Here is a 25463-nt window from a genome sequence, read left to right on the forward strand (position 1 = left end):
AGATTCCGTCCGGGCGGGTTTTCAGGGGTCAGCCGCCCAGGCCGACGTAGACGTTCTGCACGTCGTCATGGCCGTCGATGGCGTCAAGGAAGGCTTCGACTTCCTCGCGCTCGGCGTCGCTGAGGCTGGTGACCGGATTCTTCGGCCGGTAACCCAGCTTGGCGGAGTGCACGGTGAAGCCGAACTCCGGCAGCGCGTGGCTGACGGCATCCAGATCGGCGATGTCGGTGATGAACAGGGTTTCTCCGTCTTCCTCGCCCGGCTCGAATTCCTGCGCACCGGCCTCAATGGCGGCCAGTTCCGGATCGGCGTCCGGCGACTTCGGCACGGCTTCAATCATGCCGACATGGTCAAAATCCCAGGCCACCGAACCGGACACGCCCAACTGGCCCTTGCGGAACAGCACCCGGATTTCCGAGACGGTGCGGTTGATGTTGTCGGTCAGGCATTCGACGATCACCGGCACGCGGTGCGGGGTGAAGCCTTCATAGGTCAGACGCTCGAAATGCACGGTTTCCCCGGTGAGGCCCGCGCCCTTCTTGATGGCGCGCTCCAGCGTGTCACGCGGCATCGAGGCCTTCTTGGCCTGTTCCACCACCATGCGCAGCTTGGCGTTCATGGCGGGGTCGGCGCCGCCGCGCGCGGCGACCATGATTTCCTTCGACAGCTTGCCGAAAATGCGGCCCTTGGCATTGGCGGCGGCTTCTTTGTGCTTGGCTTTCCACTGTGCGCCCATGGCGTCTCTCCGGGATATGCAATCAGGATGTGCGGCGTATTCTGCCTGAGAGCGCCGGTCAGGCAAAGACGAAAGACAGGAGATTGCACGACAGCGCCTGTTCGTCATTGATCAATACCCATCTCCGGCAAAGCGTCTATGCTTAGCCACATAACAACAACCACTCGATGGATGCATGGCATGCCTGCAACACGCCAGTCCCTGCTCCTGCTGCTGACCGCTTTAGTGATGAATGCCGCTGCCGCCGAAACCGCCGCTGAAAGCCGTTTCGACCGGTTGCTGTCCATGGACCTGGACCAGTTGCAGAACCTGACCGTTTCCTCGGCCTCCGGAGTCCCGGAGTCGCTGCGCCATGCCCCGGCGGCCATGATTGTCATCACCGCCGACGACATCCGTCGTCGCGGTTATGATTCCCTGGTCGAGGTGTTGCAGGATGTCCCCGGTTTTGACGTCACCATCGCGGGCGGCACCAATTACGCTACCGCCTGGCAGCGCGGCTACCGCAGTCCTTTCGGCCAGCGCACGCTGCTGCTGGTGGACGGGGTGGTCAACAACGAATTGTGGAGCCAGGCGCCCGACCTGTCGCGGCAGTATCCCTTGCAGATGCTGGACCGCATTGAAATCCTCTATGGTCCCGCCAGCGCCGTCTATGGCGCCAACGCCTTCGCCGGCGTCGTCAACCTGATTACCCGCCCCGCTTCCGCCGCCTCCGCCAAGGCGGAAGGTCAATGGCAGCTGCGCGGCGGCAGTTTCAACACCCGCACCGCCGAAGGCGCCTACCGGCAGGCGTTCGGCGACCTGAAAATTGCGGCGGGAGCCCGTCTCTTCCGCAGCGATGATCCCGGCCTGGACGACCTGAAGGGCCGACGCGGCTTTGTCTCGGCCGACTGGCTGGCCAATACCGACGCCTGGGGGCCGGTGCTGGCGCTCAGCCATAACGGCCGCAATCTCGGCGGCTATTATGATCCGGCCGCCGACAGCAGCTGGCTGGTCAACCTGGACTGGCGCGACTGGAAGGCCGGGTTGTTCTGGTGGCGTGCCACCGAAGGATACGGCCAGGAGTACGCGACCGATCACGCCCAAGTGAACGTGCCGTGGAGCCGCGAGCGCAGCCATATCTATCTGGAACACCGCGATCCGGTGCGGCAGGACGGCGCCCTGACCACGCGCCTGACATTGCGTCAAAGCCGGGAATGGGGCGACTGGGCCGAAGCGGAACCGGACTGGCATGCCGGCCAATCCGCCTTTTCCTATGTTTCCAATTCGCACTGGAACAGCCAGAGCCACGCCTGGTCGCTGGAACAGAAGCTGGATCTGCCGACCGACGGCGACTGGCGCTGGCTGGGCGGCTGGAAAGTGGAACGGCGAACGCTGGCCAAGGCTTACTCCATCTGCGGCTACTGGGAGCCGCAGGCATACTGCCCGGCCGATCCGGACGTCAGCCCGGTCGGACCGGAAGGCTTCGGCCCCTGGGTGGTGCACAGCACCGCCAACGCCATTCCCGACGCGCCTGATGTTCCGGCGGTGATGTCGCCGGACAACCGGGTTTACGTCACCAACCGGAACGCCCACTTGCAAGGCGCGTGGAGCCGTAACGGCTGGCGCGCCAGCCTGGGGCTGTTGCTGGACCATCACGGGGTCTACGGGACGCATACGACGCCCCGACTGTCGCTGGGCCGGGACTTCTCGGCCGACACCACGGTGAAGCTGCTGTATGGCCGGGCCTGGCAGGAGCCGCCGACCATTCAGGTTTACGGCGGCTGGAACGGCCGCAACGCCAATCCCGGCTTGCAGCCGGAAAAGGCCGCCAATACCGAATTGGTGCTGATGCACGCGCGACGCGGCTGGCTGCACGAGTTGTCGTTGTTCGACGCCCGTTACAGCAACGCCATCCGCGAAGTCGCCGTCAACGCTTCCGGCCGCCATGTGCAAGGCGCGGAGTATCGGGGACGATTCGAGCGGGAATGGCTGGCGCGCACCTGGTCCGGTTACCTCTACTACACCTGGACGCTGGCCCGCGACGATCAGCACTATGATGCCGCTACCGGCGTCTGGACCGATGGCGAAGCCGCCATCGGCGACATTGCCCGCCACAAGCTGCAGCTTGGCATCGACGTACCGCTGGCCGATCACTGGAACCTGAACCTGCGCGGACGCTATGTCGGCCGCCGCGAGCTTTACTCCGGCAATCCCTTGCGCGCGCTGGGCGACACGCTGGATCCGTATGTCACCGCCGACCTGAACCTGGAGTACCGGCAGGCGGCTTACCGCCTGGCGTTGACCATCAACAACCTGGGCGACGCCGCCTATGAAACCCCCGGCATTGCCTCCGCCGACGCCGGAACCGACACCTCGCAGCGCGCAACCGGTTACTACAACTCGCTGCTGCCGCAAACGGGGCGCAGCGTCTATCTCAGCCTCGGCATGACCTACTGAGCCGATACTGCTACCATCACGGCCTCTACCCGCCAACGGAAAGGACCCCATGCGTCTCCGCCTGCCGCCGCTATGCTGCCTGCCGCTCGTTTGCCATCCCGCCCTGGCGGATACCCAACAGTATGACCTGACAGCAGGCGCCGACTATTACACGCTCAAGGAGTTCGGCACCGGCGGCGCCCGGCTGGTGCGCGAGGAAGCGATCCTGCCGGGGGCGCGCCTGGCGTGGCGCGAGCAGCGTGAACACCTGATCATGACCCTGGACGCCGCGCTGGCCGGCGGACCGGTCCATTACGACGGGCAGACGCAGAGCGGTCTGCCCCACACTACCCGCGGCTGGCATCTGCTGCCCGAGGTCGGCGTCGGTCTGGAGTGGCCGGCGCGAACACGCCTGCGCGCCTATGGCCGCATGGAATTCGAGGCGGACTTCCGCTATCTGGATGACAAGGGCGCCGTGGCGGGAGCAACGGAGTTCTACCAGCGCCTGAACGGCGGTCTGGGCCTGGCGCTGGACGCCTGGCGCGGCGAGCGGACCGGCCTGACCGTCCGGGCCGGACGACTGGAGCCGTTATACTCGGTGGTCAATGTTTATTCCCGCACCGGAACCGACGACCTGACCCTGCGGCTGGACAACGGTTCGGGGTGGGAAGCCTCGGCGGACTATGTCTGGAAAACCGCCGCCGACCGTCAATGGCTGCTGAGCGCCGCCTGCCGGAATCAGGAATTCGATCCCAGCCCCGCCGCCCAGATGACCGTTAACGGCGCGCCGATCGGCTACATCATTTACCAGCCCGAAATCCACTTCCACCGCTGCGGCCTACGCCTTGGCCTGCGCATGCCCCTGGGTGCCGCCTCCGCAAATTGAACATTTGTTTGATTTACAGTTTTCGTCCGGCATGATAAACAATCGTTTGTTTAACTTGCCGGACAATCCATGACCACCGCTCCTCCCGACAGCCACGCTCCGCACCGGCCGACCCGCTCGGACGGCGAGGAATCCCGCGAACGCCTGCTGCAGGCCGGACTGCGGCTGTTCGCCCATCAGGGCTTCAGCAAGACCTCGACACGCGAACTGGCCGAAGCCGCCAACGTCAATGTCGCCGCCATCAGTTATTACTTCGGTGACAAGGCCGGTCTGTATCGCGCGGTCTTTTTCGAGCCCAAGGGACCGGTCAGCGACGACATCGCCCGCTTCGCCGACCCCGCCCTGCCACTGGCCGATGCGCTGCGCGGTTTCTATGCCGGGTTTCTGGAGCCCTTGCGTCAGGGCGATCTGGTGCGGCTGTGCATGAAGCTGCATTTCCGCGAGATGCTGGAGCCGACTGGCCTGTGGGAAGAAGAAATCGACCAAGGCATCCGCCCGATGCACGAAGCGCTGGTCGCCGTGCTCCGCCGCCATTTCGGGCTGTCCGACGCCGACGAGGATATCAGCCGCCTGGCCTTCAGTCTGGCCGGGCTGGCGGTGCACCTGCATGTGGGCCATGAGCTGATCGACCGCCTGAGTCCCGGCCTGAACGCCGCCCCCGATGCCGTCGACCGCTGGTCCGAACGCCTGGTGATGTACGGCATGGCGATGATTGCCGCTGAAAAGGCCCGCCGCGCGGAGGCCGCGTCATGAATTCCCCGATCACCTCCCGAATCCTTGTTCAACTTACCCGGAAAACCCCGACCATGAAGACCCGTCTCGCCGCCCTGCCGCTGCTGGCCGCTTCGTTGCTGGTCCCGGCCGCGAACGCCGCCGACAAGCCCGCCGCCGCTTTGGCCCCCAAACCGTCGCTGACGGTCACCGTGATCCAGCCGCAGCGCATGGATATCCCGCTGTCGGCCGCCGCCAACGGCAGTATCGCCGCCTGGCAGGAAGCCAGCGTCGGCAACGAGGCGCAGGGTTACCGGCTGGCCGAGGTCAGGGTCAATGTCGGCGACCCGGTGAAGAAAGGCCAGGTGCTGGCCGTATTCGCCGCCGACATGGCGCAGGCCGAACTGCTGCAGGGCAAGGCCGCCGTTGCCGAGGCCGAGGCCAATCTCGCCGCGGCTTCCGCCGACGCCCAGCGCGCCCGCGACCTGCAAAGCAACGGCGCGCTCAGCGCCCAGAAGATTACCCAGTACCTGACCGCCGAAAAGACCGCCAAGGCCCGGCTGGATGTGCAGAAGGCCGCCGTCAACGCCCTGCAGATCCGGCTGAACCAGACGCAGGTGAAAGCCCCGGATGACGGCATCATTTCCGCCCGCAACGCCACTGTCGGCGCGGTAACGCCCGCCGGTCAGGAGCTGTTCCGGCTGATCCGGCAGGGACGTCTGGAATGGCGCGGCGAAGTCGCCGCCGCCGATCTGGCCGCCATCCGCCCGGGCCAGTCCGTGCGCGTGACCCCGGCGGGCGGCAGCGCCATCGACGGCAAGGTGCGCATGGTGGCCCCGACGGTCGATACCGCCACCCGCAACGGACTGGTCTATGTGGACCTGCCCAAGCCCGGCGCGGCCAAAGCGGGCATGTTCGCCCGCGGTGAATTCGCGTTGGGCGGCAAGACCGGCCTGACGTTGCCGCAAACCGCCGTGCTGCTGCGCGACGGCTACAGTTATGTGTTCCAGGTGCAGCCGGACAACAAGGTACGGCAACTGAAAGTCAGCGTCGGCCGCCGTCTGGGCGACCGCATCGAGATCACCACGCCGCTTGACGCCAATGCCCGCTTCGTGACGGCCGGCGCCGGGTTTCTCAGCGACGGCGATCTGGTGCGGGTCATGCCTGCCCCGGCGCGCTGACAGGAGCCCGGCATGAACGTTTCCGCGTGGTCCATCCGCAATCCCATCCCGTCGATCCTGATGTTCATGATGCTGACCGTCATCGGCGTGATGGGTTTCCAGCGCATGAAGATCCAGAACTTCCCGGATATCGATCTCCCTACCGTCATCGTCACCGCCTCGCTGCCGGGGGCTTCGCCCTCACAGCTGGAAACCGAGGTGGCGCGCAAGATCGAGAATTCCGTCGCCACCCTGCAAGGGGTGAAGCACATCTACACCAAGACCCAGAGCGGCACCGCCACCGTCACCGTCGAATTCCGGCTGGAGAAACCGACCCAGGAAGCCGTGGATGACGTGCGCGACGCCGTCTCCCGCGTCCGCGCCGACCTGCCGGGCGACCTGCGCGACCCGGTGATCAGCAAGATGAACCTGGCCGGGACGCCGGTGCTGACCTACACCATCGGCTCCAGCCGCATGGACGAGGAAGCCCTGTCCTGGTACGTCGACCACGACATCAGCAAGGCGCTGCTCAGCGTGCGCGGCGTCGGCTCGGTGTCGCGCGTCGGCGGCGTCACCCGCGAAGTGCGCGTGGAGCTGGACCCGGCGCGGCTGCTGGCGCTGAACGCCACCGCCGCCGAGGTCTCCCGGCAGTTGCGACAGGTGCAGCAGGAGGCCTCCGGCGGCAAGACCGATATCGGCGGGCTGGAGCAATCCGTCCGCACGCTGGCCACCGTGCAGTCGGCGGAAGAACTGGCGGCCATGGAAATTCCGCTGGCCGACGGCCGCCGCATCCGCCTGGACCAGGTAGCGAACGTCAGCGACACCGTGACCGAAAAACGCAGCGCCGCGCTGTTGGACGGCAAGCCGGTGGTGGGTTTCGAAATCGTGCGCTCGCTGCGTTCCGGCGAAGTGGATGTGCAGAACGGCGTCCGCGCCGAACTGGACCGCATCCGCGCCGCCAACCCCGACCTGACCATTACCGAAGCCTTCAATTTCGTGGAGCCGGTGGAGCAGAACTACCACGGCTCGATGACGCTGCTGTACGAAGGCGCGGCGCTGGCGGTGCTGGTGGTGCTGCTGTTCCTGCGCGACTGGCGGGCAACGCTGGTGGCCGCCACGGCGCTGCCGATGTCGGTGATTCCCGCCTTTGCGGTGATGCACTATGTCTTTGACTTCTCGATCAATATCGTCACCCTGCTCAGCCTGTCGCTGGTGGTCGGGGTGCTGGTGGACGACGCCATTGTCGAAATCGAGAACATCATCCGCCACCTGCGCATGGGCAAGACGCCCTATCAGGCGGCCATGGAGGCCGCCGATGAAATCGGCATGGCGGTGATCGCCACCACCTTTACGCTGGTCGCCGTCTTCCTGCCCACCGCCTTCATGGCGGGCGTACCGGGCAAGTTCTTCGTGCAATTCGGCTGGACCGCCGCCATCGCCGTCTTCATTTCGCTGGTGGTGGCGCGGATGCTGACGCCGATGATGGCCGCCTACATCCTCAAGGCGCCGAAGCAGGAACATCATGAACCGCGTTGGCTGACCCTCTATGGCCAATGGGCGGCCTGGTGCCTCAAGCACCGGTTGCTGACCTTGCTGGTGACGGCCGTTTTCTTCTTCGGCTCCTTCTCGCTGGCCAAGTACCTGCCCACCGGTTTCGTGCCACCGGACGACCTCAACACCACCCAGGTGATGCTGACGCTGCCGCCCGGCAGCACGCTGACGCAGACGCTGGACGTGGCCGAACAGGCTCGCAAGATTGTCAACCAGAACAAGCATGTGAAGCTGGTCTACACTGCCGTCGGCGCGGGCGCAACCGGCAGCGACCCCTTCATGGGCAACGGCGGCAATGATGTCACCAAGGCAACGCTGACGCTGAACCTGACCAAGCGCCAGGACCGCCCCGGCGTCACCAAGCAGGACATTGAACGGCAATTGCGTGAATTGCTGGTCGCCGTGCCGGGCGCACGGGTGAAAGTCGGCTTCGGCGGCTCGGCCGAGAAATACATCCTGGTGCTGGCGGGGGAAGATGGTCAGGCGCTGTCTGACCATGCGCGGGTGGTGGAGCGCGAACTGCGCACCATTCCCGGTATCGGCAACGTCACCTCCACCGCCAGTCTGGTGCGGCCGGAACTGGTGGTGAGGCCGGACTCCGCCCGCGCCGCCGATCTGGGCGTCACCTCGGCGGCGATTGCGGACACGCTGCGCATTGCGACAGCGGGCGACTATGACCAGTCACTGGCCAAGCTGAACCTCAGCCAGCGGCAGGTGCCGATCGTGGTGCGCCTGCCCGCCGAGGCCCGCACCGACCTGGAGCTGCTGTCACGGCTGCCGGTGCCCGGCGCGCACGGCCCGGTGCCGCTGGGCAATGTCGCCAGCCTGTCGCTGGAAAGCGGCCCGGCGCAGATTGACCGCTACGACCGCCAGCGCAACATCAACATCGAGATCGAACTGAACCAGCAACCGCTGGGTGATGTGGAAAAGGCGGCGTTGGCGCTGCCCAGCCTGCACGCCCTGCCGCCCGGAGTCAGGCAGACCACCGTCGGCGACGCCGAGGCGATGGGCGAATTGTTCGCCAGTTTCGGCCTGGCGATGCTGACCGGCGTCATGTGTATCTACGTGGTGCTGGTGCTGCTGTTCCGCAGCTTCATGCAGCCGGTAACGATTCTGGGCGCGCTGGTGCTGTCGATTCCGGGCGCCTTCCTGGCCCTGTTCCTGACGCACACGGCGTTCTCGATGCCGTCGATGATCGGCCTGATCATGCTGATGGGGATTGCGACCAAGAACTCGATCCTGCTGATCGACTACGTGATCCTGGCGCAGCGCGAGCATGGCCTGAACCGTTGGGATGCGCTGCTGGACGCCTGCCGCAAGCGGGCGCGGCCGATCATCATGACGACGATCGCGATGGGCGCGGGCATGATGCCGATCGCGCTGGGACTGGGCACCGACCCCAGCTTCCGCGCGCCGATGGCGATCGTGGTGATCGGCGGCCTGATTACCTCCACCTTCCTCAGCCTGCTGGTGATTCCGGTGTTGTTCACGTTCGTGGATGACGGGGTGCAGAAGTTGGGGAAAGTGTTCCGGAAACGGGCGCACTGAAGCAACGGGCCGGGGCGGATAAAAACGCCCCGGCTTTTTTTCACCCCCCCAGCATTCCCTTCTTTACGCTTTCCTGCGCCGGTTTCCGGCCCAGCCAGATCTGCGGCATCGCCGCCGCCAGTCCGCCGCCCGTCACCGTTTTCAACAAATTCCCGTTAAAGACAATCCGGGTGTCGCCGCCAGCCGTGAATTCCAGCCGCAGCCGGTCGCCCTCGCGGGTTTGCTTCACCTCATGGATGGCGGCGTCCAGCCCGGCAATGGCCGGAGCCAGGGCTGTCCATTCCGTCGCCGGGACATTGTCGCGAAGCGTGCCGTGGAAATTGTCGAGGATGGTGTCCACCCCGACCGACCGCTTCATCACCAGTTCAATCGCCAGCGGGCCGCCCGCCTTCAGGATATTGGCGGCATCACGCGAGGGCTGCGGCAGGTAAAGCGCCGCGACATAGACCTTCACCATCAACAGCGAACGCAGGCCCGCGCCGTTCAGGGTCAGGCTTTGCCCATCCATCTCCAGGGTGCGGTTGAAACGGACACCGGCGATTTCCGTGGTTTGCGGCGTGGACATGAGGACAAGCTCCGGGGATTGGGGAAGTGGGCCATGATACCCCGGCCGCGCGCAAATGCGAGCCTACCCTTTTGACGGGTTGCGCCAGTCGGCAGCATGCACCACCGGCGCGCCCGGCAGGCCTCGCCGTGGTGCTGTCACCGCTCCGCAACGGAGCAAAAGCCCTGCTTTCATCGCTTAAAGACCGCCATTCCGGCAAAAATTCCTTGTCAATCAGTCGCTCTTACGAAATCCGCGTCATTGGCATGCCGCTTGCAAATACATTCTTGTATACAAGTTATGGCAACCGAGGACTCCCTGATGACCGTCAACACCACCGCATGGACACTGGCAGACTGGCAGGCGGCCTACCGCCAAGGCCAGACGCCCCATGCCCTGCTGACGGCCCTGCTGGCGCGACTGTCCGCCGCCGATCCCGCCTGGATCAGCCTGCCGGACCCCGCCGGACTGGAACGGGCTCTGACGGCGCTGGCCGAGCGTCTGGCCGCCGTCGACGGCAACCTCGACCGTCTGCCGCTTTACGGAATTCCCTTTGCGGTCAAGGACAACCTTGACGCTACCCCTTTGCCCACCACCTGCGCCTGTCCTTCTTTCGCCTACATCCCGGAATACAGCGCGGTCGTTGTTGAAAAGTTGGTTGCAGCAGGCGCGGTCGTGGTGGGCAAAACCAACCTCGACCAGTTCGCCACCGGTCTGGTGGGCACGCGCTCACCCTATGGCGAGGTGCCGAACGCCTTTGATCCCGCCTACATCAGCGGCGGTTCCAGTTCCGGCTCCGCCAGCGTCGTGGCGCGCGGGCTGGTGCCGTTCGCGCTGGGCACGGATACCGCCGGTTCCGGCCGCGTGCCCGCCGGGTTCAATAACATTGTCGGCCTGAAACCCACCAAGGGCTGGCTGAGCACCACCGGCCTGGTGCCCGCCTGCCGCACGCTGGACTGCGTGTCGGTGTTCGCGCTGGACATTGACGACGCCGAGACCGTGGCGCGCATTGCCGGTGGCTTCGATGCCGACGATCCTTATTCCCGCCCGGAACCGGCGACTCCGGACACCCTGCCCGAGCGGATCGTGCTGGGCATTCCCGCTGACCCGGAATGGCATGGCGATGCCTTGGCCGCCGCCGTCTGGGAAGGCGCGCTGGCCGACTGGCAGAACCTGGGCGTGGAACTGCGCGCCATCGACTTCGGCCCGCTGTTCGCCGTCGCCGCGCTGCTGTATGACGGCCCGTGGGTGGCCGAACGCTATGTGGCGCTGGAAGCGCTGATGGACCAACCGCCGGTGGACCTGCATCCGGTGGTGCGCGAGATCGTGCTGCGCGCGCAAGGCCAAACCGCCGCCGACGCCTTCAAGGGCGAATACCGCCGCGCCGCGCTGGCGCGCGCGGCGCAAGCCTTGCTGAACGGGCTGGACGGCCTGCTGGTGCCGACCACCCCCACCATCTACCGCACCGAGGCCGTGCTGGCCGACCCGGTGACGCTGAACAGCCGCCTCGGCCGCTACACCAATTTCGTCAACCTGCTGGATATGTGCGCGCTGGCGCTGCCCGCCGGGTTCCGCGCCGACGGCCTGCCCGCCGGCATCACCCTGATCGGCCGCGCCTGGCAGGACGGCCTGCTCGCCGATCTCGGCCGTCGCTGGCAGCTGGCCCGTCCCTGGACCGCCGGGGCCACCGGCCGCGCCCTCCCCCTTCCTTCCAACCGGACTGAAACCGCTCCCATGACTGAAACCCTCACCGTCGCCGTGGTTGGCGCGCACCTGACCGGCATGCCGCTGAACAGCCAGCTGACCGAACGCGGCGCCACCCTGCTGGAAAGCACCGTCACCGCCCCGGCCTACCAGCTCTATGCCCTGGCCAACACCACCCCGCCCAAGCCCGGCCTGAAGCGGGTCACGGAGGGCGGCGCGTCGATCATCGTCGAGCTGTGGTCGATGCCGGTGGAACACTTCGGCTCCTTTGTGGCGCTGATTCCGTCGCCGCTGGGCATCGGCACGCTGGAACTGGCGGACGGCCGCCTGGTGAAGGGCTTCATTTGCGAACCGTGGGCGCTGGACGACGCCGTGGACATCACGTCCTTCGGCGGCTGGCGCGCCTACATGGCCAGCCGGGTTTAAGGAGCAGAGCGCCATGTTCAAGACCGTACTGATCGCGAACCGGGGCGAGATCGCCGTCCGCATCGCCAAGACGCTGAAGAAGATGGGCGTGCGCAGCGTCGCCGTCTATTCCGAAGCCGACCGCTACAGCGCCCATGTCACCGCCGCCGATGAAGCGGTGCTGATCGGCGGGCCTTCGCCGTCCGACAGTTACCTGCGCGGCGACACCATCATCGAAGTGGCCAAGGCCACCGGCGCGGAAGCGATCATTCCCGGTTACGGCTTCCTCTCGGAAAACGCCGCCTTTGCCGAAGCCTGCGCCGCCGCCGGGATCGTCTTTGTCGGCCCCAGCCCCGACCAGCTGCGCCGTTTCGGCCTGAAGCACACCTCGCGCGAACTGGCCGAACAGGCGGGCGTGCCGCTGACACCCGGCACCGGCCTGCTGAGCAGCCTGGCGGAAGCCAAGACCGAAGCCGCGAAACTGGGCTATCCGGTGATGCTGAAAAGCACGGCGGGCGGCGGCGGCATCGGCCTGTCGCGCTGCAACAGCGAAGCCGAGCTGATTGCGGCCTATGAGTCGGTGCAGCGTCTGGGCCAGAACTTCTTCAACGACGCCGGGGTGTTCCTGGAGCGTTTTGTCGATGAAGCCCGCCATGTCGAAGTGCAGATTTTCGGCAACGGGCTGGGCAAGGTGGTGGCGCTGGGCGAACGTGACTGCTCGGTGCAGCGCCGCAACCAGAAGGTGATGGAAGAAACCCCCGCCCCCGGCCTGCCCGCCGCCACCCGCGCCAAGCTGCTGGACGCCGCCGTGCGTCTGGGCGAATCCGTGGGCTACGCCTCCGCCGGGACCGTCGAATTCATCTACGACGGCCTGCGCGACGAATTCTATTTCCTGGAAGTGAACACCCGCCTGCAGGTGGAACACCCGATCACCGAAATGGTCACCGGCCTGGATCTGGTGCAATGGATGGTGATGACCGCCGCCGGCGAACCGCCGTCACTGGACAACCTGCCGGTGCCGCAAGGCGCGGCCATTGAAGTGCGCATCTACGCCGAAGACCCGGTGAAGAACTTCCAGCCCTCGCCCGGCGTGCTCACCGACGTATCCTTCCCGGACGGCATCCGCCTGGACGGCTGGGTGGCCACCGGCACCGAAGTCTCGCCCTATTACGACCCGATGCTGGCCAAGCTGATCGTGCACGGCGCCAACCGCGCCGAGGCGCTGGCCAAGCTGCAGGCCGCGCTGGACAGCACCCGTCTCTACGGCATCAGCACCAATCTCGATTACCTGCGCCAGATCGTCGCCAGCACAGCCTTCCGAGAGGCGACGCTGTCCACCCGCTTCCTGGAACGCTTCACTTACCAGCCGCGCCTGATCGAAGTGCTGGAGCCGGGCACCTACAGCTCGGTGCAGGACTACCCCGGCCGCACCGGCTACTGGGACATCGGCGTACCGCCGTCCGGCCCCATGGACGACTATGCCTTCCGCCTTGCCAACCGCATTGTCGGCAACGACGCCGCAGCCGCCGGGCTGGAATTCACCATCCAGGGTCCGACGCTGCGCTTCCACGGTGACACCGTCATCGCGCTGACCGGCGCGGATCTGGGTGCGACGCTGGATGGCGAGCCGGTGGCCTGCTGGACGCCTGTTCCTGTCAAGAGCGGACAAATCCTGAAGACCGGCCGCGCCGTCAGCGGCTGCCGCGCCTATCTCGCGGTGCGTCAGGGCATTGACGTGCCGGACTATCTGGGCAGCAAATCCACCTTCGCCCTCGGCCAGTTCGGCGGCCATGCCGGACGCACGCTGCGCAACGGCGACATGCTGGCCATCAGCCAGCCGAACATCAGCGCCTGCAACACGCCCGCGCCGCTGTTCGACCCCGCCCCGGCCCCGGCGGCGCTCATTCCCGCCTACGGCACGGATTGGGACATCGGCGTGCTCTACGGCCCGCACGGCGCCCCCGATTTCTTCACCACCGAGGCCATCGACGAATTCTTCGCCAGCCCGTGGCAGGTGCACTACAACTCCAACCGGCTGGGCGTGCGCCTGACCGGCCCGAAGCCGACCTGGACCCGCTCCGACGGCGGCGAGGCCGGGCTGCACCCCTCCAACATCCACGACTGCGAATACGCCATCGGCTCCATCAACTTCACCGGTGACATGCCGGTGATCCTGACCCGCGACGGCCCCAGCCTGGGCGGCTTTGTCTGCGCCGCCACCATCGCCAAGGGTGAATTGTGGAAGGTGGGCCAGGTGAAGCCGGGCGACCGCATCCGCTTCAAGCGCATGACCTTTGAAGAGGCGCTGGCGCTGGAGACAGCTCAGGATGCCGGGATCAGTGCCTTGGCGACCGCCGGTTTACCCCCATCCCGGCCTTCCCCCATCGAGGGGGAAGGAGAAGTGTGGCCTGCGCCGGATGCCGAGTGCGAAAAAGCCTCCTGCATCGTCGCCATGCTGGCCGCCTATGAACACCATCCCGGCGTCACCTACCGGCAGGCGGGCGACAAGTACATCCTGGTGGAATACGGCCCGAACATCCTCGACTTGCGCTTCCGCTTCCGCGTGCATGCGCTGATGGAAGCGCTGAAGGCCGCCCCGATCAACGGCGTGCGGGAACTGGCTCCCGGCGTACGTTCGCTGCAGATACAGTACGACAGCCGCGTGATTTCGCAGCACGCGCTGGTCAACACCCTGCTGGCGCTGGAAAACACGCTGCCGGACGTGGAAACCATGACCATCCGCAGCCGCGTGGTGTACATGCCGCTGGCCTTCGAGGACGCCGCCACGCTGGGCGCGGTGGACCGCTACCGCGAAACCGTGCGCGCCGAAGCGCCCTGGCTGCCGAACAACGTCGACTTCATCCAGCGCATCAACGGCCTGGCCACGCGGGAAGAAGTCAGCGACATCGTCTACAGCGCCCGCTACATGATCCTCGGTCTGGGCGACGTCTACCTGGGTGCGCCCTGCGCGGTGCCGGTGGACCCGCGCCACCGGCTGATGACCTCCAAGTACAACCCCGCCCGCACCTTCACCGCCGAAGGCACGGTGGGCATCGGCGGCGTCTACATGTGCATCTACGGCATGGACTCGCCCGGCGGCTACCAGCTGGTGGGCCGCACCTTGCCGATCTGGAACAAGTTCCTGAAGAACGAACAGTTCACCGACGGCGAACCCTGGCTGCTGAAGTTCTTCGACCAGGTGCAGTTCTACCCCGTCACCGAGGCTGAACTGACGCAGCTGCGCGAAGACTTCCGCGAAGGCCGCGCCGCCATCCGCATCGAGGAAGAAACCTTCGACCTGAAGAGCTACGACGCCTTCCTGCACGAAAACGCCGCCTCCATCGCCGAATTCCGGGCGAAGCAGAAGGCTGCCTTCGACACCGAAGTGGCGCTGTGGCAGGCCGAAAGCACGCAGGACCTGATGGCGGCCATTGAAGAGGAAATCGCGCTGTCGATTGCCGAGGACATGCACCTGGTCTCGGCCGATATCAGCGGCAACGTCTGGAAACTGCTGGTGGAAGTCGGTCATGCTGTCGAGGCCGGTGAACCCCTGGTCATCCTGGAAGCCATGAAGATGGAATTCCCTGTCCACGCGCCCGTCACCGGCACGGTCCGCGCCCTGCACTGCCGCCCCGGCAAGCAGATTGGCGCGGGTGAAGCCCTGCTGGTGATCGAACCGGCGTGACAGACACGGTGACCCCATGAACGACCCCAAGGTCCAGCTGAACGTAGTACGCGGCGGCAGCCGCAAGGAGACCCCGGAAAACCTGGCCGAACGCATCTACGGACGGCTGAAGGAAGAGATTTTCAACTTCCACCTGCTGCCGGGCGACCGGTTCAGCGAGAACGAAGTGGCGGAGCGGATGGCCGCCAGCCGCACGCCGGTGCGCGAGGCGCTCTACCGGCTGCAGCGTGAAGGTTATGTGGATGTGCTGTACCGCAGCGGCTGGCAGGTGAAGCCCTTCGATTTCCGGTTCTTCGAGGAAATCTACGATGTGCGCATCGTGCTGGAACTGGCGGCGGTGAAGAAGCTGTGCGAGCAGGAAATACAGTCGCCGATCCTGGACGACCTGAAACGCATCTGGCTGGTGACACCGGAAGAACGCCTGCAGGACGGCCACACCGTCTCGATGCTGGACGAACGTTTTCACGAAATGCTGGTGGAAGCCACCGGCAACCGCGAGATGGCGCGGATGCACCACGACATCACGGAACGCATCCGCATCATCCGCCGCCTGGACTTCACCAAGGGGCCGCGCATTGAAGCGACCTATGAAGAACACGGCAAGATCTTGCGGTCGGTGCTGGAACGACGCACCGACCAGGCGCAGCGATTGCTGAAATCGCACATCGGCGAAAGCAAGGCCGAGGTGCGGAAGATCACGCTGCACATGCTGCACAGCGCCCGCGAGGCGCTGGCGGCGGACACCGTAAACGGCCCTTAGCGCCGCGATCGGGGACCGGCTGACCACCGCCCCGTGTTTCCATGGTCATCAACGGAGATTCACCATGTTTGCACCTTTTACGCTTAACCGGGGTAAGATGAACTTGATGGCCGCCGTGGTGCTGGCCGGTCTGGGCAGCGCGGCCCAGGCAACGGAAGTGAAGATTCCGGACACCACCATCACCGCCAGCCTGCGCTCCAGCTACACCTACACCGATTTCGACAAGAGCGCGTCAACCTCTGACTTTGCGCTGAACAGCTTCAACATCTACCTGAACAGCAAGATCACCGACAAGATCAAGTTCAGCTTCTCCAGCGAATTCCAGGCCGGCACCCCGGCCACGCCGAACGTGCAGGTGCAGGACGCCATCGCGCAGTTCGAATTCAGCCCGACCATGAACATCTGGGCCGGCCGCTTCCTGCCGCCGACCGACCGCGCCAACAGCTACGGCCCCTACTACGCCAATAACTGGAACTTCGCCGCTGACGGCACCCAGGACGGCTATCCCTTCATCTACGGCGGCCGCGCCGACGGGGTGGCCTACTGGGGCGACTTCGCCGAAACCAAGCTGAAGGTCTCCGCCGGGATGTTCGACATTCCCTCCACCCTCGGCAAGAACGACACCATGGCCGCCGCCCGGGTGCAATATGACTTCTGGGATGCCGAGCCGGGCTATTACCTGAACGGCACCTACCTGGGCGACAAGGACATCCTCGCCGTCGCCTTCGCCACGAACATGGTGGACGGCAAGAGCACCTCCAACGTCGACTTCCTGCTGGAAAAGAAAACCGGCGACGGCGGTGCCGCGACCGTGGAAGGCGAATACATCAAGTACGACAAGCTGGGCGGCTACGACGCCAATTTCACCGAAGGCGACAGCTACTTCCTGACCGGCTCCTACCTGTTCGGCCAACCGGTCGGTATGGGCAAGTTCCAGGTGCTCGGCAAGTTCGGCACCACCAACTACGAGAAAGGCCTGACCGCCGACTACACCCAGGACACCACCGAGCTCAACCTGAACTACATCATGAAGTCCTTCAACGCCCGCGCCAGCCTGTTCATGAAGAGCAACAAGTACGGCAATGACGCCGCCGCTGCGGCCGCCGGCAAGGAAGACTTCACCCAGATCGGCCTCGGCGTCCAGCTGATGACCCTGTAATCCGAACCACCCCTGACCAAGCAAGTATGGAGACACGCATCATGAAAATGAAATCGCTGCTGAAGAACCTGTCCGCCGGTGTCATGGCGGCGGGTCTGGCCATGAGCGCCATGACCGCGCAGGCCGCCGACACCATCAAGGTCGGCATCCTGCACTCGCTGTCCGGCACCATGGCCATTTCCGAAACCACGCTAAAGGACACCATGCTGATGCTGATTGACGAGCAGAACAAGAAGGGTGGCCTGCTGGGCAAAAAGCTGGAACCGGTGGTGGTCGACCCCGCCTCCAACTGGCCGCTGTTTGCCGAGAAGACCCGCGAGCTGATCCAGAAGGACCACGTCGCCGCCATCTTCGGCTGCTGGACCTCGGTGTCGCGCAAGTCGGTGCTGCCGGTGGTGGAAGAACTGAACGGACTGCTGTTCTACCCGGTGCAGTACGAAGGTGAAGAATCGTCGAAGAACGTGTTCTACACCGGCGCCGCCCCCAACCAGCAGGCCATTCCCGCCGTGGATTACCTGATGAAGCAGGGCGTGAAGCGCTGGGTGCTGGCCGGTACCGACTATGTCTACCCGCGCACCACCAACAAGATCCTGGAAGCCTACCTGAAGGCCAAGGGCGTGGCGCAGGGCGACATCATGATCAACTACACACCGTTCGGTCATTCCGACTGGCAGTCGATCGTGGCTGACATCAAGAAGTTCGGCTCGGCGGGCAAGAAGACCGCCGTGGTTTCCACCATCAACGGCGACGCCAACGTGCCGTTCTACAAGGAACTGGGCAACCAGGGCATTACCGCTGAAAAGATTCCGGTCGTCGCTTTCTCGGTGGGTGAGGAAGAACTGTCCGGCATCGACACCAAGCCGCTGGTCGGCCACCTGGCTGCCTGGAACTACTTCATGAGCGAGAAGTCCCCGGCCAACGCCGAGTTCATCAAGAAGTGGAAGGCTTTCACCAAGAATCCGAAGCGCGTGACCAACGATCCGATGGAAGCGCACGTGATCGGTTTCAACCTGTGGGTGCAGGCGGTGCAGAAGGCGAAGTCGACGGATACCGACAAGGTGGCGGCCGCCATCATCGGTCTGAAGACGCCGAACCTGACCGGCGGCATGGCCGAGATGTTGCCGAACCACCACATTACCAAGCCGGTGCTGATCGGCGAGATCCAGGCCAACGGTCAGATTTCGACGGTGTGGAAGACCAAGGGTCTGGTTCCGGGCGATGCCTGGTCTGACTTCCTGCCGGGCAGCAAGGATATTGTGGCGGATTGGGTGAAGCTGAAGTGCGGCAACTACAATACGGTCACCAAGAAGTGCTCGGGACAGGTGTTCTGAGCGTGGGTGGGGTGAACAAAAGAGGGTAAGAGGAGCCCGCCGGAAGGCGGGCTTTTTGCGTTTGGATGTTTGTCGGCAGCGATCAATGACGGGATTGTCGAAGTTGCTGTTTACTGATAACTTCTAACCTATGGAAATTGATAAGTTGACGATTAGCCGTCACGGTACGGCATCTTGACTCGGAACTCTAGTAGTAAAATTTCAAGTCGAATACAAATTAAAGGAGAGGTCATGGATACCAACCGTTTACTCGACATGCATAAAATCCATGTTCCTACCAACCCAAATTTAGCAAGTGAGTTTCATCATCGCCTTATTAACTGGATAAATGATTTCCATAAAGCACTGGATGATGAGCATGAGGTTGGGGCAAGACTAGTTAATTTTGGTCAATCAGTGACATTTCATATTGAAGAAATTAGTTATTGGAACCCTTCACTTATTTCTTTTATCGGGAAAAATGAACATGGCGACCCAGTTGAACTGGTTCAACATGTAAGTCAAATCAGTATTCTGTTAGTCGCAATGAAACGAAAAAATATTAGTCAACCCAAAAGACCGATTGGTTTCGCAAGCTGGGATGATTATGAAAATCAAAAAACATAACGTGACACTTTTTGGAAATTCACTATGCAGCACATCGTCCACCACACATAGCTTGGCGGTTTCCCCTATTCTTCTGCTACAGATCAGAGGGAAGGCGACAACAGCTCTTTGCGGATGAATTTTCCACATCACTTTGATGTTGCTCATCTGAGACTATTTTAACTGAAGATTTATGCAGGAGAAGTATATGGGTATTTTTAGCAAGACCGCTGATCATAGTGATCTTGAAAATCACAAATCTGAAGTGAGAAGGAGTCTTGACTCTGAAACAAATAACCTCGACTCATTCAAAGCGCAAGTTCTAGATCAACTTAAGATCCTACAGGAAAATATAGATCTGAAAGTTACTGACTCAGAGGAAGTAGCCAGTACTGCTGCAAATAATGCAGTGAACAGCGAAAAAAGAATCATGGATACGGAGTCTAAAGTCCGTGATGCAATTGAGAAGTTAGAAAGTTATAGAGATGAAGCAAGTAAAGAGTTATTGAAAATAAAGACCGAGAGAGAGGGAGCCGAGGAGGCCCATAAAAGCATTAAATTAGTTTTTGAGGAAAATCAGGCTCTTCAAAGCCAAATTATTGATGCAAAAGATGCTGTTGAAAACGCAGTGACTGAGGCTTCTAAAAATGTAGATAAGGTTAAGCTGCTACTTAGTGAAAATCAAAAACTTCCTGAAAGTGTGGCTGGTATTAATGAACTTTTAGAGAGCACGCGAACGCTAAGTGACAATATGCAAAACTTGCTTGATCACTCGCTAAAGAAAAAATCTGAAATTGATGATTTATATAACAAAATATACGGATACGAGGTAAAGGGTAGCGATGGAGATGTTAGCCATATTGACGGGCTACGTGATGAACTTCAAAGATCATACGAAGCCATTTCAAAAAACACAACAGAGTTAGATACAAAAATTCAAAACCTTACTGGAACAATAACTGACAAACACAGGTCAGAACTTGAAGGTCAGCTCAGCGCATTTGAAACATTGGTTAACGACTCCAAAAGCAGGATATCAGCCATTAATGATCAACTAACTGGCTTGTTGCCCGGGGCTATGGCTGAGGGGTTGAGTGCTGCTTATGAGAAGAAAAAAGATGATGAAATCAAATCATTAGCTAAATTTGAGAATAACTTCCAGACAGCAATAATTGGCATGGTTTTCGTTTCACTGATCCCATTTTGTGTTGATATCTATTTGCTCGCATGGAAAGGCGCGAATCTTGTTCAAGTCATCAAAGACACCCCTAGCCTGATTGTGGCAATATTACCACTGTACTTTCCCGTATTGTGGCTTGCATTCTCAACAAACAAAAAATCGAATTTATCTAAACGACTAATTGAAGAGTATACGCACAAGGCCGTCCTAGGAAAAACATTCTCAGGATTATCAAATCAAATTGAGACTTTACCAAGAGAAAGCGCCATTAAAGAAGAGTTACGAACACGTTTGCTATTCAATTTGCTGCAGGTAAGCTCTGAGAATCCTGGCAAGCTTATTACAAACTATAATAAATCTGATCACCCCTTAATGGAGGCACTAGAAAACAGTGCAAAACTATCGGACTCAGTAGATGCTCTTGCTAAGTTGCCAGGATTTTCAACTATTGCAAAGAAGCTTGCCACTAGAACTGAGGACATCTTAAAAGAAGAAACGAAAAAAGTTGAAGCTGGCTTAGCCGTGCAAGAAGCGTTAGAAGGTACTACAAAGTAGGGGAAAAATGTGGACGTAGCTCAATTTCAGTCGTCAGATGCGCCATGAAACCAAGCTGCATGTGCCAAGCAGCGGGAAAATCGGGGACGTAGCTCAATTTCCTCCCCTCACCCCCACCACATCGACAACGGCACCGCCCACAAATCCCCCCCGAACGGCACCACCTCCCGCCCCGCATACAACACCACCCCGCGCCGGAACCGCCCCGGCTCCGTCTCGCGCAAATGCAGCAACCCCTTGAAATCCTTGCCATCCACCGACGCGCTGGCCTTTACCTCCACCCCGACCAACCCGCCGTCGCGGCCCTCCAGCACAAAATCCACCTCCTGATTTCCCTGCGTCCGGTAATGCCACAACCCCGGACGCAGCCGCGAAAACGCCAGATGCTTCGACAACTCCGACAACACAAACGTCTCCACCAACCCACCCGGCAAACCCGGCTGCCGTGCCAGACCCTCGGCCGTCCACCCCGCCAGATGGGCCAACAACCCCGAATCCGGCAAAAACACCTTGGGGGCTTTCACCAGACGCTTGCCGGGATTCTTTTCCCAGGACGGCAAGCGCGCCACCAGAAACAAGGTCTCCAGCAGCGTGAAATACCGTTTCAGCGTGGTTTGCGGCAAGGCGCAAGCGCGCGACAGCTCCGCGAAATTCAGCAGGCTTCCCGACCGGACCGCCAGCAGCTGCAACAAATGCGGCAACTCCGCCAACTGTTCCAGATGCGCCAGATCACGGACATCGCGTTGCAGGATGGCCTGAAAATAACTGTCGAACCAAGCCGTGCGCCGCGCCTCCGTCGACCGGGCCGCCGCCTCCGGAAAGCCGCCTCTCAGCAAGCGCTCCGCCAGATCGCCCCGCTCACACGGCGGCAGGCGACGGCCGCCAATGTCGCCCTCGAACAACCAGTCCACGCGGTTGAACCCGGCATCACCCGCCATCTCGGCCTGCGACAAGGGCCACAGCGACAGGATTTCCATGCGTCCGGCCAGCGAATCCGCGACTTGCGGCAGTAACAGGACATTAGCCGACCCCGTCAGCAGGAAACGGCCGGGGATGCGTTGCCGGTCCACCTGCGCCTTGATCGCCAGGAAAAGTTCCGGCGCGCGCTGAACCTCATCCAGGATCACCGGGCCGCCGAGTCCGGCCACAAATCCGGCGGGGTCGCGACGCGCAGCCGCCAGCACCACGGCGTCATCCAGCGTCAGGTAGCGATAATCCGGATTCGCCAGCAACGATTGCGCCAGCGTGCTCTTGCCGGTTTGACGAGCGCCGTTCAACAGGATCACCGGGGTATCCTGCAAGGCGGCCTCCATGTGAGGCATGATGTGTCTGGGGTACATGACCGCATGTTAGCGGATGAAAATCGTCCACGCAACGGATGATTTTCATCCATTGAGTGGACGATATTCACCCACAAACCCCACACCCCAGCTGTCACGATGTGGTACGTCCCGTCCCGACACCCGGACGCCATCCCGAGGCACACCTGCGCCATCAGCGCCCCGCAACAAGGCACGCTCAAGGCCCGATGCCATCCCGACATCCCGCCAAACAAGGCTAATCCGCTGTTTTTCCAGAAATAAATGGCATTCGCTCAATCTGGCACGATTCCTGCCCTCAACTTGGATACAAGTTTACAGACCCGCAGGATCGCCATGCGTAAACCCCACTCTCCTTCCGGCCGGACGCCGCTGCTGCGCGCCCTGGCCTTGCTGGCGCTGTTCCAGCTGACCGCCCCCGCGTGGGCGGAAGACCCGCCCGCCGCCGACGGCAGCCTGACCGGCGCGGAAACCGTGGTGGCAGAGGCCGCCGCCCCCCTGCCCGCCACTTTCGAAGGCCTGCTGCTGGCGCTGCCGGACGCCGACTTCGACGTGCGCGCCGAGATCATCCGCCGCCTGCCCGCCATCGCCCACCCGCGCCTGCTGCCGGTGCTGGAAGCGCTGGTGGAAGGCCAACTGAACGTGACCATGGACGAGCCGCGCAAGATCGTCATCGTCGCGGCGGAGGGCGATGACCCGGTCGCCAGCGACGCGTTGACAGGGAAGGCGCTGGGGCCGTCCTCTGCCCTCAGCCTGGACATGATCCCGGTGAACAACGCCCTGCGCGGGGCATTGCGCGACCTGATCGCCGGGCTGCAACTGGCCTCGCCCGACAAAGCCAACCGGCTGGCCGCCGCCCAGCGCCTGATCGCCTCGGACGAGATCAGTCCGGAGCAGCTGACGCTGGTGCAGGCGCAACTGGGGAAGGAACAGGACAGCGCGGTGAAGGACCTGCTGACCAGTGTGGCCGCCGTGGCGGCGCTGGGCAGTGAGTCAGCGGACGCCCGCCGCGCCGCTATCCATGCCCTGGAAAATTCGTTGTACCCGGAGGTGCGCGCCAAGTTGCAGAACCTGGCGGAAAACGATGCCGATGACGGCGTAAAAAACACCGCCAAGGCGACGCTGGTGGCGATTGATGAGAAGCTGGCGCTGAACCATGCCGCCGAGAATGTCTTCTTCGGCCTCAGCCTCGGCTCGGTGTTGCTGCTGTCGGCCATCGGGCTGGCGATCACCTTTGGCGTGATGGGCGTGATCAACATGGCGCACGGCGAGCTGATGATGCTGGGGGCGTACACCACCTACGTCATCCAGCAGCTGATGCCGAACCACATCGGCGCGGGGCTGCTGCTCTCCATTCCCGCCGCCTTCCTGGTGTCGGGGCTGGTCGGCATCGCCATCGAGCGCGGCATCATCCGCCACCTGTACGGACGGCCGCTGGAAACGCTGCTGGCCACCTTCGGCATCAGCCTGATTTTGCAGCAGGCGGTGCGCTCGGTGTTCTCGCCGCTGAACCGGCAGGTGGCCTCGCCGGAGTGGATGAGCGGTTCGCTGGTGATCAACCCGGCGCTGGCCATTACCTACAACCGGCTGTTCATCGTCGGCTTCGCGCTGCTGGTGTTCTTCATTTTGCTGGTGGCGATCAAGCGCACCACGCTGGGCCTGAAGCTGCGCGCCGTGGCCCAGAACCGCGCCATGGCGCGGGCGGTCGGGGTACGCGCCGACCGGGTGGACGCCCTCACCTTCGGCCTCGGCTCCGGCATTGCCGGGGTGGCGGGGGTGGCGCTGTCGCAGCTGACCAATGTCGGGCCGAATCTCGGTCAGGCCTACATCATCGACTCGTTCATGGTGGTGGTGTTCGGCGGCGTCGGCAATTTGTGGGGCACGCTGGTGGCGGCGTTCAGCCTGGGTGTGGCCAACAAGTTCCTGGAGCCCTTCGCCGGGGCGGTGCTGGCCAAGATCCTCATCCTCGGCTTCATCATCCTGTTCATCCAGAAACGGCCGCGCGGATTGTTCCCGCAAAAAGGCCGCGCGGCGGAGGCCTGATCATGCTGACCCAACGCCTCATCCTCGCCGATACCGGCAGCCGCTGGCTTATGGGCCTGCTGGCCCTGACCATCGTGCTGGTGCCGGTGCTGAACCTGCTGGTGCCCGCCGGTTCGGTGTTCCACCTGTCCACCTTTACCGTGACACAACTGGGGAAATTCCTCTGCTTCGCCCTGCTGGCGCTGTCGCTGGACCTGATCTGGGGTTATTGCGGCATCCTGTCGCTGGGCCACGGCGCTTTCTTCGCGCTGGGCGGCTACTGCATGGGCATGTACCTGATGCGGCAGATCGGCACGCGCGGCGTCTATGGCAATGCCGACCTGCCCGACTTCATGGTCTTCCTGAACTGGGAGTCGCTGCCGTGGTACTGGCACGGTTTCGACATGTTCTGGTTCGCCATGCTGATGGTGCTGGCGGTGCCGGGGCTGCTGGCCTTTGTCTTCGGCTGGCTGGCCTTCCGCTCGCGCGTCACCGGCGTCTACCTGTCCATCATCACCCAGGCGCTGACCTATGCGCTGATGCTGGCCTTCTTCCGCAATGAAATGGGCTTCGGCGGCAACAACGGCCTCACCGACTTCAAGGACCTGCTCGGCTTTTCGCTGAGTCAGGACAGCACCCGCGTCGGGCTGTTCCTCGCCTCCGCCCTCGCGCTGGGGCTGGGTTATCTGGCCTGCCGCTTCATCGTCACCTCGCGGCTGGGCCGGGTGGTGGTGGCCATCCGTGATGCCGAAAGCCGCGCCCGCTTCTGCGGCTATCAGGTGGAACGCTACAAGGTCTGGGTCTATGTCTTCGCCGCCATGCTGGCGGGCGTGGCCGGGGCGCTGTACGTGCCGCAGGTCGGCATCATCAATCCGGGCGAGTTCGCGCCGCTGAATTCCATCGAGCAGGTGGTGTGGGTGGCGGTGGGCGGACGCGGCACGCTCTACGGCGCGGTGCTGGGCGCGCTCAGCGTCAACTACACCAAAAGCTGGTTCACCTCGGCCTATCCCGATGCCTGGCTGTTCGCGCTGGGGGCACTGTTCGTGCTCGTCACCCTGTTCCTGCCCAAGGGTCTGGTCGGCCTGCGCCGTCCGCAGCGATTCGCCAAGGCTCCCGCCGTTTCGACCGCCCCCGCCCCTGTCGCCACTCCGGAGGAAAAGGCATGAAGGTGCTTGAGAAATTCCCGGCGCTGAAGACGCGCCTGCCC

16 protein-coding genes and 1 pseudogene are annotated in these 25463 nt (G+C 62.8%); 14 read left to right on the forward strand and 3 right to left on the reverse strand.

The features are described 5' to 3' along the window. Positions 1 to 28: 28 nt before the first annotated feature. Positions 29 to 736, reverse strand: a complete 708-nt coding sequence (locus EV700_RS13750; RefSeq protein ID WP_130414783.1) for a YebC/PmpR family DNA-binding transcriptional regulator — start codon at positions 734 to 736, stop codon at positions 29 to 31. Between the two features lie 180 nt (positions 737 to 916). Here EV700_RS13750 and EV700_RS13755 point away from each other — a divergent pair, with 180 nt between their 5' ends. From EV700_RS13755 to EV700_RS13775, 5 genes are all read left to right on the forward strand, one after another. Next, a complete protein-coding gene (locus tag EV700_RS13755; protein ID WP_165391485.1) occupies positions 917 to 3172 on the forward strand; it encodes a TonB-dependent receptor plug domain-containing protein in 2256 nt (751 codons plus the stop codon). 49 nt (positions 3173 to 3221) lie between these two features. Then, complete coding sequence (locus EV700_RS13760) at positions 3222 to 4037, forward strand: hypothetical protein (RefSeq protein ID WP_130414787.1); 816 nt, start codon at positions 3222 to 3224, stop codon at positions 4035 to 4037. Positions 4038 to 4106: 69 nt separating this feature from the next. Then, positions 4107 to 4790 carry a CerR family C-terminal domain-containing protein gene (locus EV700_RS13765; RefSeq protein ID WP_130414790.1) on the forward strand — a complete coding sequence of 228 codons (684 nt, stop codon included), beginning with the start codon at positions 4107 to 4109 and terminating at the stop codon, positions 4788 to 4790. Positions 4791 to 4843: 53 nt separating this feature from the next. Further along, the gene (locus EV700_RS13770; protein ID WP_207224686.1) at positions 4844 to 5929 is read left to right on the forward strand and encodes an efflux RND transporter periplasmic adaptor subunit; all 1086 of its coding nucleotides are present in this window, start codon (positions 4844 to 4846) and stop codon (positions 5927 to 5929) included. 12 nt (positions 5930 to 5941) lie between these two features. Then, the gene (locus EV700_RS13775; protein ID WP_130414794.1) at positions 5942 to 9007 is read left to right on the forward strand and encodes an efflux RND transporter permease subunit; all 3066 of its coding nucleotides are present in this window, start codon (positions 5942 to 5944) and stop codon (positions 9005 to 9007) included. Between the two features lie 40 nt (positions 9008 to 9047). On the opposite strand, the gene EV700_RS13780 is transcribed toward EV700_RS13775, so the two are convergent. Then, positions 9048 to 9572: a chalcone isomerase family protein gene (locus tag EV700_RS13780; protein WP_130414796.1), complete on the reverse strand. Its 525-nt coding sequence runs from the start codon at positions 9570 to 9572 to the stop codon at positions 9048 to 9050. A 300-nt stretch (positions 9573 to 9872) separates the two neighbouring features. On the opposite strand from EV700_RS13780, the gene atzF reads away from it, so the two are divergent. The 7 genes and pseudogenes from atzF (at position 9873) to EV700_RS13815 (ending at position 20915) form a co-directional block, all read left to right on the forward strand. After that, positions 9873 to 11681 carry an allophanate hydrolase gene (atzF, locus tag EV700_RS13785; RefSeq protein ID WP_130414798.1) on the forward strand — a complete coding sequence of 603 codons (1809 nt, stop codon included), beginning with the start codon at positions 9873 to 9875 and terminating at the stop codon, positions 11679 to 11681. Positions 11682 to 11694: 13 nt separating this feature from the next. Next, complete coding sequence (gene uca / locus EV700_RS13790) at positions 11695 to 15345, forward strand: urea carboxylase (protein ID WP_130414800.1); 3651 nt, start codon at positions 11695 to 11697, stop codon at positions 15343 to 15345. Between the two features lie 16 nt (positions 15346 to 15361). Next, positions 15362 to 16105: a GntR family transcriptional regulator gene (locus EV700_RS13795; protein ID WP_130414802.1), complete on the forward strand. Its 744-nt coding sequence runs from the start codon at positions 15362 to 15364 to the stop codon at positions 16103 to 16105. Between the two features lie 64 nt (positions 16106 to 16169). Further along, entirely contained in the window at positions 16170 to 17264 is a 1095-nt protein-coding gene (locus tag EV700_RS13800) for a hypothetical protein (protein WP_130414804.1), read from the forward strand. A gap of 26 nt (positions 17265 to 17290) precedes the next feature. Further along, positions 17291 to 18508, forward strand: a pseudogene (gene urtA, locus EV700_RS13805) (urea ABC transporter substrate-binding protein); the annotation flags it as partial. Positions 18509 to 18826: 318 nt separating this feature from the next. Then, positions 18827 to 19201 carry a DUF6173 family protein gene (locus tag EV700_RS13810; RefSeq protein ID WP_130414806.1) on the forward strand — a complete coding sequence of 125 codons (375 nt, stop codon included), beginning with the start codon at positions 18827 to 18829 and terminating at the stop codon, positions 19199 to 19201. 187 nt (positions 19202 to 19388) lie between these two features. After that, on the forward strand, positions 19389 to 20915 hold the full coding sequence (locus EV700_RS13815; protein ID WP_130414808.1) for a coiled-coil domain-containing protein: 1527 nt from the start codon (positions 19389 to 19391) through the stop codon (positions 20913 to 20915). Positions 20916 to 21022: 107 nt separating this feature from the next. Here the strand turns inward: EV700_RS13815 and EV700_RS13820 are convergent, their stop codons facing one another. Then, positions 21023 to 22237: an ATP-binding protein gene (locus EV700_RS13820; protein WP_242610274.1), complete on the reverse strand. Its 1215-nt coding sequence runs from the start codon at positions 22235 to 22237 to the stop codon at positions 21023 to 21025. A gap of 333 nt (positions 22238 to 22570) precedes the next feature. Here EV700_RS13820 and urtB point away from each other — a divergent pair, with 333 nt between their 5' ends. Both urtB and urtC read left to right on the forward strand, forming a co-directional pair. After that, positions 22571 to 24277 (forward strand): urea ABC transporter permease subunit UrtB, encoded by a 1707-nt coding sequence (urtB, locus tag EV700_RS13825; protein WP_130414812.1) that lies wholly within the window; start codon positions 22571 to 22573, stop codon positions 24275 to 24277. Then, entirely contained in the window at positions 24277 to 25422 is a 1146-nt protein-coding gene (gene urtC / locus EV700_RS13830; protein WP_479724184.1) for an urea ABC transporter permease subunit UrtC, read from the forward strand. Before urtB ends, urtC begins: the two co-directional genes overlap by 1 nt. The last annotated feature ends 41 nt before the right edge of the window (positions 25423 to 25463 follow it).

This window comes from Fluviicoccus keumensis (genome assembly GCF_004217445.1).
Classification (GTDB): domain Bacteria; phylum Pseudomonadota; class Gammaproteobacteria; order Pseudomonadales; family Moraxellaceae; genus Fluviicoccus; species Fluviicoccus keumensis.

Excerpts from the sequence above, each read along its gene's own strand:
- EV700_RS13750 (WP_130414783.1), bottom strand. The coding sequence starts at position 736 with ATGGGCGCACAGTGGAAAGCCAAGCACAAAGAAGCCGCCGCCAATGCC.
- EV700_RS13755 (WP_165391485.1), top strand. The coding sequence starts at position 917 with ATGCCTGCAACACGCCAGTCCCTGCTCCTGCTGCTGACCGCTTTAGTG.
- EV700_RS13760 (WP_130414787.1), top strand. The coding sequence starts at position 3,222 with ATGCGTCTCCGCCTGCCGCCGCTATGCTGCCTGCCGCTCGTTTGCCAT.
- EV700_RS13765 (WP_130414790.1), top strand. The coding sequence starts at position 4,107 with ATGACCACCGCTCCTCCCGACAGCCACGCTCCGCACCGGCCGACCCGC.
- EV700_RS13770 (WP_207224686.1), top strand. The coding sequence starts at position 4,844 with ATGAAGACCCGTCTCGCCGCCCTGCCGCTGCTGGCCGCTTCGTTGCTG.
- EV700_RS13775 (WP_130414794.1), top strand. The coding sequence starts at position 5,942 with ATGAACGTTTCCGCGTGGTCCATCCGCAATCCCATCCCGTCGATCCTG.
- EV700_RS13780 (WP_130414796.1), bottom strand. The coding sequence starts at position 9,572 with ATGTCCACGCCGCAAACCACGGAAATCGCCGGTGTCCGTTTCAACCGC.
- atzF (WP_130414798.1), top strand. The coding sequence starts at position 9,873 with ATGACCGTCAACACCACCGCATGGACACTGGCAGACTGGCAGGCGGCC.
- uca (WP_130414800.1), top strand. The coding sequence starts at position 11,695 with ATGTTCAAGACCGTACTGATCGCGAACCGGGGCGAGATCGCCGTCCGC.
- EV700_RS13795 (WP_130414802.1), top strand. The coding sequence starts at position 15,362 with ATGAACGACCCCAAGGTCCAGCTGAACGTAGTACGCGGCGGCAGCCGC.
- EV700_RS13800 (WP_130414804.1), top strand. The coding sequence starts at position 16,170 with ATGTTTGCACCTTTTACGCTTAACCGGGGTAAGATGAACTTGATGGCC.
- EV700_RS13810 (WP_130414806.1), top strand. The coding sequence starts at position 18,827 with ATGGATACCAACCGTTTACTCGACATGCATAAAATCCATGTTCCTACC.
- EV700_RS13815 (WP_130414808.1), top strand. The coding sequence starts at position 19,389 with ATGGGTATTTTTAGCAAGACCGCTGATCATAGTGATCTTGAAAATCAC.
- EV700_RS13820 (WP_242610274.1), bottom strand. The coding sequence starts at position 22,237 with ATGCCTCACATGGAGGCCGCCTTGCAGGATACCCCGGTGATCCTGTTG.
- urtB (WP_130414812.1), top strand. The coding sequence starts at position 22,571 with ATGCGTAAACCCCACTCTCCTTCCGGCCGGACGCCGCTGCTGCGCGCC.